General features: G+C 71.1%; 2 protein-coding genes. Both read right to left on the bottom strand.

Annotated elements, in window-relative coordinates:
• Position 1 precedes the first annotated feature (1 nt).
• Positions 2-5,725: a pullulanase-type alpha-1,6-glucosidase gene (pulA, locus tag AVL62_RS01640; RefSeq protein ID WP_058889934.1), complete on the bottom strand. Its 5,724-nt coding sequence runs from the start codon at positions 5,723-5,725 to the stop codon at positions 2-4.
• A gap of 105 nt (positions 5,726-5,830) precedes the next feature.
• Positions 5,831-7,543, bottom strand: a complete 1,713-nt coding sequence (locus tag AVL62_RS01645; RefSeq protein WP_201023165.1) for a stealth family protein — start codon at positions 7,541-7,543, stop codon at positions 5,831-5,833.
• Positions 7,544-7,675 lie beyond the last annotated feature (132 nt).

The raw sequence follows: 7,675 nt of genomic DNA on the forward strand, positions 1-7,675 counted from the left end.
CTCACGGCTGGACGAAGACCGCCACGGTGCGGGCCGGCACCGTGGCCGTGCCGGTCGCCGCCTCCCAGGTCGCCTCCCTGACGACCTCGTCCGCACCCTCGGCCTGGACCGGTGACAGCTCCAGCTGCTCGCCCTCCAGCCCGGGGACGACCTGGTCCACCTGCTCCCCGCTGGCGTTGAAGACCACGACCAGACCGTCCAGGCCGGGGTCGACGTCGGCACCCACCGTGTCGTCCACCCGCATGACGACGACCTGGGCGTCGCCGTCCGCGGTGCCGGAGACGGGGAAGGAGACCTTCTCCTGGACCAGCTCCGGGTCGGCCAGCCGGAAGAGGTCGCTGGAGAACCGCAGCCGCAGCAGGTCCGCCGCCATCTCGGAGGCCTGCTCGATGTCGGCCGGCTCCGGCGCGAGCGACGGGTCGGCGAGCAGCGGGCGCATGAGGTCCCACTTGTCCTCGTTGTCCGCGGCCGGGGGCAGCCCGCGACCGAAGCCGTTCTCAGTCATGGTGAAGTCGAGCAGGTTGAACCAGTCGCCGCTGTTGTAGGAGTTGCGGTCCAGGCTCTTGCTGCGCAGCAGGTCAGCGCCACCGTGCCAGAAGCTGATCGACTGCGACAGCGTCGTGGTGGACAGGGCGAGGGTGTTCATCCGCACCCGGTCCGCCATCGGCAGGTCCTGCGGCAGCTTGAAGGTGAGGGCGTCGAAGATCGTCTCGTTGTCGTGGGCGTCCACGTAGTTGACGACCTCGTCCGGGTCCTCCGCGTAGCCGGCGGCCGAGCCGTTGTAGTCGACCTGCTCGCCGGTCACCACCTCACCGGTCTCCTGGCTGCGCAGCTCGAAGCCCCGCAGGTTGCCGGCGAGGCCGACCTGCACCAGGTCGGTGTCGTTGCCGCTGGTGCCACCCGTCGCGAAGCCCTTCTCCGCACCCGGGTCCTCGTCGAAGGGTCCGCCACCGCGGACGCCGTCGCGCAGCCGGTCGTTGAAGGTGCCGATCGAGGTGCCGTCGAGCTGACCCTGCGTGGCCTGGTAGAACCGGGCGTTGTCGGCCACCTCGCCGAAGTTCCACCCCTCGCCGTAGAGCGTGACCTGCGAGCCGTCGACGCCGTCGCGGCGGACGGTGAGCTCGTCCAGCGCGGCACGCACCGCCTGCATGTTGTCCCGGCTGTGGTGACCCATGAGGTCGAAGCGGAAGCCGTCGACCTTGTAGTCCCGCGCCCAGACGACCACCGCGTCCACCATGAGCTTCTCGGCCATGGCGTGCTCGGTCGCGATGTTCTCGCAGCAGGTCGAGGTCTCCACGTCACCGACGGCGTTGAGCCGGTGGTAGTAGCCGGGCACGACCTTGTCGAGGACGCTCTTGCTCCCCTGGCCCGACTGGGCGGTGTGGTTGAACACCTTGTCCAGGACGACGCGGAGACCGGACTCGTGCAGCCCGCCGACCATCGTCCGGAACTCGGCCACCCGGGCACCGCCCTGGGCCGCCTGCGTCGTCGAGGCGTAGGAGCCCTCGGGCGCCATGAAGTGCCACGGGTCGTAGCCCCAGTTGAAGGCGTCCGCGTCGGCCTGCGCCATGACGCACTCCTGCTGCTCGGCGCTGTCCGGCGGGAGCGAGTCGAGGTCGCAGTCCGGCTGCGGCACCGCCTCCGCGTCGGCGGTCGTCTCCGGGATCGAGGCGATGTCGAAGGTCGGGAGCAGGTGCACGGTGTTCATCCCCGCCTCGGCGAGCGCCTCCAGGTGGCGGCGGCCGTAGCCGTCCTCGGCGAAGGCCAGGTAGGAGCCGCGCAGCTCGGCCGGCACGTCCGGGTCGGCCATCGAGAAGTCGCGCACGTGCAGCTCGTAGATCGTCTGGTCCACCTCGTCCTCGAGCGCCGGCGCCTCCGCCCGCTGCCAGACCCGCGGCTGCCACTGCCGGTCGTCCAGGTCGACCAGCACCGAGCGCTCGCTGTCGAGGGTGAGGGCGACCGAGTACGGGTCGGTGACCCGGTTGGTCTCCACCGCCCCGGTCTCCGGCACGAAGACGTCGACCTCGAAGAGGTACTCGCGACCCGTCCAGGACCTCTTCCCCTTGATCTCCCAGCTGCCGTCCTTGAGCCGGCGCAGGGACGACTCCTGGGGGTCACCCTGGCCGCCCTCGGGCCAGGTCAGCAGCCGCACGTCCTGGGCGGTCGGGGCCCACAGCCGCAGGGTCGGGTTCGGGCCACGCCAGCTCACGCCGAGCGCGGTGTCGGCGGCCCGCTCGGCATACAGGTCGTCGAGGACACCCGGGACCTGGACCCCGGTCGCGTCGGCCAGCCGGCCGAGGTCGTCGTACATCGCGACGGCCACCTGTCCGGTGAGGATGTCCCCGGCGGCCCGGGCGCTGCGCCGGTCCAGCCGCAGGGCGAGGTAGCCCTCGAGGTGCGGGAAGTCCTCGAGCACCTCCTCAGGAAGCCCGTCCGGGTCGAGGGTCAGCGGCGAGGAGTCACCTCCGGTGACGGCCTCGGCGTCGATCCCCAGCCCGCCGTCGGCGGACCAGTGGAGCCGCCAGTCGCGCAGCACGGCGTCCCCCACCCCCTCTGCGGGCCACGCCACCAGGTCGTCGCGCACCCAGTAGGCGCGCTGCGAGCCGAGGTCCGGCGCCACGCCCGCCTCGGACGTCGTCACGCTCAGCACGTGCGTCTGCAGGTCGTAGCTCAAGGTCGTCCGCACCCCGTCGGAGGGCACGGAGAAGCCGATGTTGGCGCCGTCCCGCTCGCCGCCCTCGCCGTAGTTCTCGTCCCAGGACAGGCCGTGCGCCACCTTGAGCTCGTAGGTGCCGGCCGGGATCGCGGTGGTGGCATAGGTATACGTGCCGTCGCCGTCCGGGTCGATGAGCCAGGGGGCCATGCAGGAGGGGTCCCAGTCGCCGGGGCAGCCCAGCTCGCTCTGCATGGAGCCGGGAGCGGTGATGATCGGGCCCTCCGCGTCGGAGGTCACGTAGTGGCGGGCGTGCTCGTAGTAGAAGCTCACCGGCCCGCCATCGGCGGTGTAGCCGATGTTGGCACCTCCGGGTGCTCCGCCGGCGCCGTAGCTCTCGTCCCAGGAGCGGTCGATCGCAGCCTTGTACTCGTAGTCGCCGGCCGGGATCGTGCCGGCGTCGTAGGTGCCCTTCCAGACGGTGTCCTTCGCGTCCAGCGTGAGCTGCGCCTGGTCGCAGTCCGGCTGCCAGTCACCCGAGCAGCCCATGGCGGGGTTGTGGCTGCCGGGCACGCTGACCGCGTCCGGCTGCTCGACCGGGCCGATGGGGTCCACCCCACCACCGCCGCCCCCGCCGCTGCCGGCCTCGCCGACGATGCCGTAGCTGGAGGAGGCCGAGACGTTGCCGGAGTGGCCCTGCAGGATCGCCCGGTACTCCAGCAGGGTGCCGTCCGGCAGACCGGTGACGTCGTGGAAGACACGGTAGGGCGCGTTGTCGTCGGTGCCGAGCACCGACCACTCCTGCACACCGACGGGGCGGTAGGCGAAGGTCACCTGCGCGAAGACGTTCTCCGGCACCGCGGCACCGATCTCGGCGCGCCCGCCCACGACCCCGCCGGCCGCCGGGCTGGTCATCGCGACCGACGGTGCCTCACGACGCCCGCGCAGGTCTTTCTCGGCCCGGTAGACCTCGACGGACAGCGGGTCCACGTCGACGGTGAGACGGCCTTCGGACCCGGTGATGAACCGGCCCCGCTCGCCGTAGATGGCGCGGAACATCGTGCGGGAGCCGTAGGTCGACAGGGATGCCTGCTGGGGCTCGTCGGAGTTGTTAGCCACGACGAGGTACTCGACCTGCTCCTCGGCGTCGATCCGGGAGAAGGCGTAGATCCCGGCCTCGTTGCTCGCGTAGCGGTGGATCTGCGCCCCGTCGGCGAGCGCGGGGTTGGCCTCGACGAGGTCGCTGAGCGCCGCGATCTGCCGGTACAGCGGGTGCCCGGTGTCGTAGCGGTCCCGCGCACCGGAGGGAGCGCCGATGACCGGCTCGTCGGCATACTGCTGCACCTGGGTCGCGAACATGTCCTGCCGCGCGTCCTTGTCGCCGCCGGCTCCGATGAAGCCCTGCTCGTCGCCGTAGTAGACGACCGGCTGCCCGCGGGTGAGGAACATCAGCGCGTTGGTCAGCTCGACCCGCCGCTGCAGGTCCTCCCCGGAGTGGTCCCCGGCCAGCATCATCGCCGCCCGGCCCATGTCGTGGTTGCCGGTGAAGGTCGGCAGCTGGTAGGCGTTGGAGTCGGTGTCGGTGTAGTAGTCATCCTGCGCGTAGAACGTCCGCAGATCGGTGGTGGCGGCACCCCGCGCGAAGGCGACCGAGCGCGCCTGGAAGCCGAAGTCGATGACGGCCTGGAGCTCACCCTCGGTGGGGAAGGTGGAGAGGTACTCCGGGTTGGAGTCGTAGACCTCGCCGAACATGAAGAAGTCCTCGTTGCCCTCACGCGCCGCCTCCAGCACCCGCGGGCTGAACTCCTGCCAGAACTCCAGGTTGACGTGCTTGACGGTGTCGATCCGGAAACCGTCGATGCCCAGGTCGGCCCAGGTGGAGTAGATGTCGACCATGCCGTCGACCACCTCGGGGTTCTCGGTGAAGAGGTCGTCCAGGCCGACGAAGTCGCCGTACAGGCTGGACTCGCCGGCGAAGGTGGAGTCGCCGCGGTTGTGGTAGAGCGTGCGGTCGTTGAGCCAGCCCGGCACCTTCACCTCCGCGTCCTCCTCGGTGCGGAAGACGGGGGTGTAGGGGAAGGAGGTCTCGGGGTCCAGGAGCGGGAACGGCTTGTTGACGTAGTCGCGGTCGTCGAAGGCGTTGCCGGCCGCGTCGCGGTAGGGCTCGGTCTCCTTGTCGACGTAGCCGTACTCCCCCTCGGCGTAGTCGATGACGTCCGCGGTGTGGTTGGTGATGATGTCGAAGTAGACCTTCATCCCCCGGTCGTGCGCCTCGTCGATGAGCGCCTTCATCTCCTCGTTCGTCCCGAGGTGGGGGTCGATCTGGGTGAAGTCGGTGACCCAGTAGCCGTGGTAGCCGGCGCTGGCGTCCGCACCCTCGCCCTGCACGGGGCGGTTCTTGAAGCTCGGGGTGAGCCAGATCGCGGTCGTCCCCAGCCCCTCGATGTAGTCCAGCCTGTCCTGGATGCCCGCCAGGTCGCCGCCGTGGAAGAACCCCTTGTCCGTCGGGTCGAAACCGTGCTGCAGCCGGTCGCCCGCGATGCCGGCCGTGTCGTTGGTCGGGTCGCCGTTGGCGAACCGGTCCGCCATGACGAAGTAGAACTGCTCGCGCGTCACCGGGGCCCGCAGGCTGTCCGTGGCCAGCGCCGCGTCCTGCTCGGTGGTCTGCTCGCCCAGCAGCGGGACGAGCCCGACCTCGTCCTCCACGTCGTCGAAGGAGAACTCGACGGTGGCGGGGCCCTGCAGCTCGAAGGCGAGGTTCGCCTGCGGGTAGGACTCGTCCCAGGCCCCGTCGAGGGCCACCTTGTACTCCCACCGGCCAGCGGGAACCTCGAAGGAGGAGCGGTAGAGGTCAGGGCTGCCCTCCACCGGGGACAGGACGGTGGCCTCGCACGCCGCGGCCCAGTCCTGGGCGCACCCGAGTTCACTCTGCAGATCCCCCACCAGCGTCACCGTCCTCGCGGGCGCGGCCGCCGCCATGCTCGGGGCGACGGCCTGGCTGGCCAGGGTCGCTGCCCCGGTCGTCGCGAGCAGGGTGGCGCTGAGGGCAGCAGCGAGAAGTGGACGCGTCATTGCGGTCTCCAAGGGTCAGGACAGGGACGTTGCCCCCAACGTAGGGGCATCTTGCGAGAAAGACAACACCCCTACGCAAGATCTTGCAAACGGAGGCGCCCGGTGTCAGGCGCCGGAGCGCTCCCACGGGGACGGGAACGGGAAGCGCTCCTCGAGGAAGGCACCCACCATCTCGTGCACCGCCTCGCGCGTGTGCTCAGGCGTGTCCACGTCGTTGAGGCAGAAGCTGTCGATCGAGGTGGAGGTCAGCAGCGCCTCGAGCCGCCGGACGGCGTCGGTGGAGGAGATGTTGACGTAGCGCATCCGCGTCGGCGCGGACACCGCCCGGCCGGTGAGGAGCGCGTAGTGGTGGTGCATGGTCGCCGCCGGCGCGACGTCGTCGGTGGACCGGAAGCGGCGACGACTCGTCCGGGCGACCGGCTCGGCATACCTCTCCTCCAGCTCGGCCATCACCGAGCGGAGCTGCGGGTGCGGTGCGTGCTTGAACTTGTGCGTGATGCCCCGCCCGAAGTCCGCCTGCAGCAGGGACCGGACGTTCTTGCCGGCCGAGTTGGGCGCCACCTCGCCCACGACCGGGTCACCGACACCGAACTGGGCCGAGGAGAAGGGGACCTGCGCGATGCCGTTCGCGTGGAAGAAGTCCTCCGCCCGCCGCATCCGCGCCAGGAACACGTCGTCGTTGAGGTAGACGTAGTGCTCCGACAACCCGGGGATGTGGTGCAGCCGCGCCTCGATGGCGTGCGAGTTGAAGGTCGGCAGGGCCGTGGGGTCCTCGAAGATGTCGCGGTGGTCGACGACGGTGAGGCCACCCGCGTCGGGGTCGAGCCACGACGGCACCTGGTCGTCGGTGACGACGTAGACGTGGCGCACGAAGGGCGCGTACATGTGCACCGACCGCAGGGAGAAGCGCAGCTCGTCGTGGCTCGCGTAGCGCGAGGCGTTGGCCCCCAGGCCCACGGGCGCCTCGCCGGCGTAGTGGGCCCGTCTGGCCGCGTGCCGGGGGTCGGCGCCGTCCACCCACGTGTAGACCAGGTCGACCGGGAAGGTCACCTCGTCCGTGAGGGTCCAGGTGAACGGCTCGAAGGTCGGGATGACGCGCTCCGCGACCGTCAGGTGCGAGGCCACCTGCGCGGAGGCCGGCACGACGTCGGCCACCCGGTTGGGCCGCGGCGCGACGAGGGCCCCCGCCAGCGCCGGCTCCGGCGTCTGGCACCGGACCTGGTCGAGCCGCTCGCTCCCCTGGTCGACCAGCTCCTCCCCGTCCTGCCAGAACTCGACGTCGCACCCGAACGCCAGCCCCCCGACGACCCGCCCCGAGGGGGCGAGCAGGGGCTCGGCGAAGCGGACCACCGGTGCTGACTTGACCCCGCGCCGCAGCCCCCCGTCGACGTACGCGCTCGCCAGCCCGACCGACCCGCCCGGGCCGGGCGTGACCGCCCACACGGCACTGACGTCGTGACGGGCCCGCATGGCCCGGAAGAGGGCCGGCCGGTCGCGCAGGTGCACGCCGAGCACGTGCCGACGCGGCGAGTTGCCGCGTACCAGGAAGTACCGGACTCCGGCTTCGTCGAGCACGTCGACGACCAGTCGGAGGTTGTGCTCCTTGGCGCCACCGACGGTGAAGTCGGTGACCACCCGCCCGGGACCCTCGTGGGCTCCCATCGTCACCAGGCGCACGCCCGGCTCGGCAGCCAGCAGCGCGGCGCGTCGCTCGGCGGTCCGCTGCTCGCGACGTCGGGCAGCGGTCTGCTTCCGCCGCCGGCGGCGGCTCGCCCTGGCCCGCTCCGCCACCGGAGCGGGCAGCGTGCGCAGGGCCATCCGCGCCATGCTTCGCCGGTTAATCGCCATCGACCCCATCATCCCCGTCCCTCCTCGACACCGCCCCCATGGTCTCAGGCCCTCGGGTCCGTCTGGTGGTGGACATGCGCAAGGGCCCGCCCCTGGTGTGGG

The sequence above is a fragment of the Serinicoccus chungangensis genome (assembly GCF_001483745.1).
Classification (GTDB): Bacteria; Actinomycetota; Actinomycetes; order Actinomycetales; family Dermatophilaceae; genus Ornithinicoccus; species Ornithinicoccus chungangensis_A.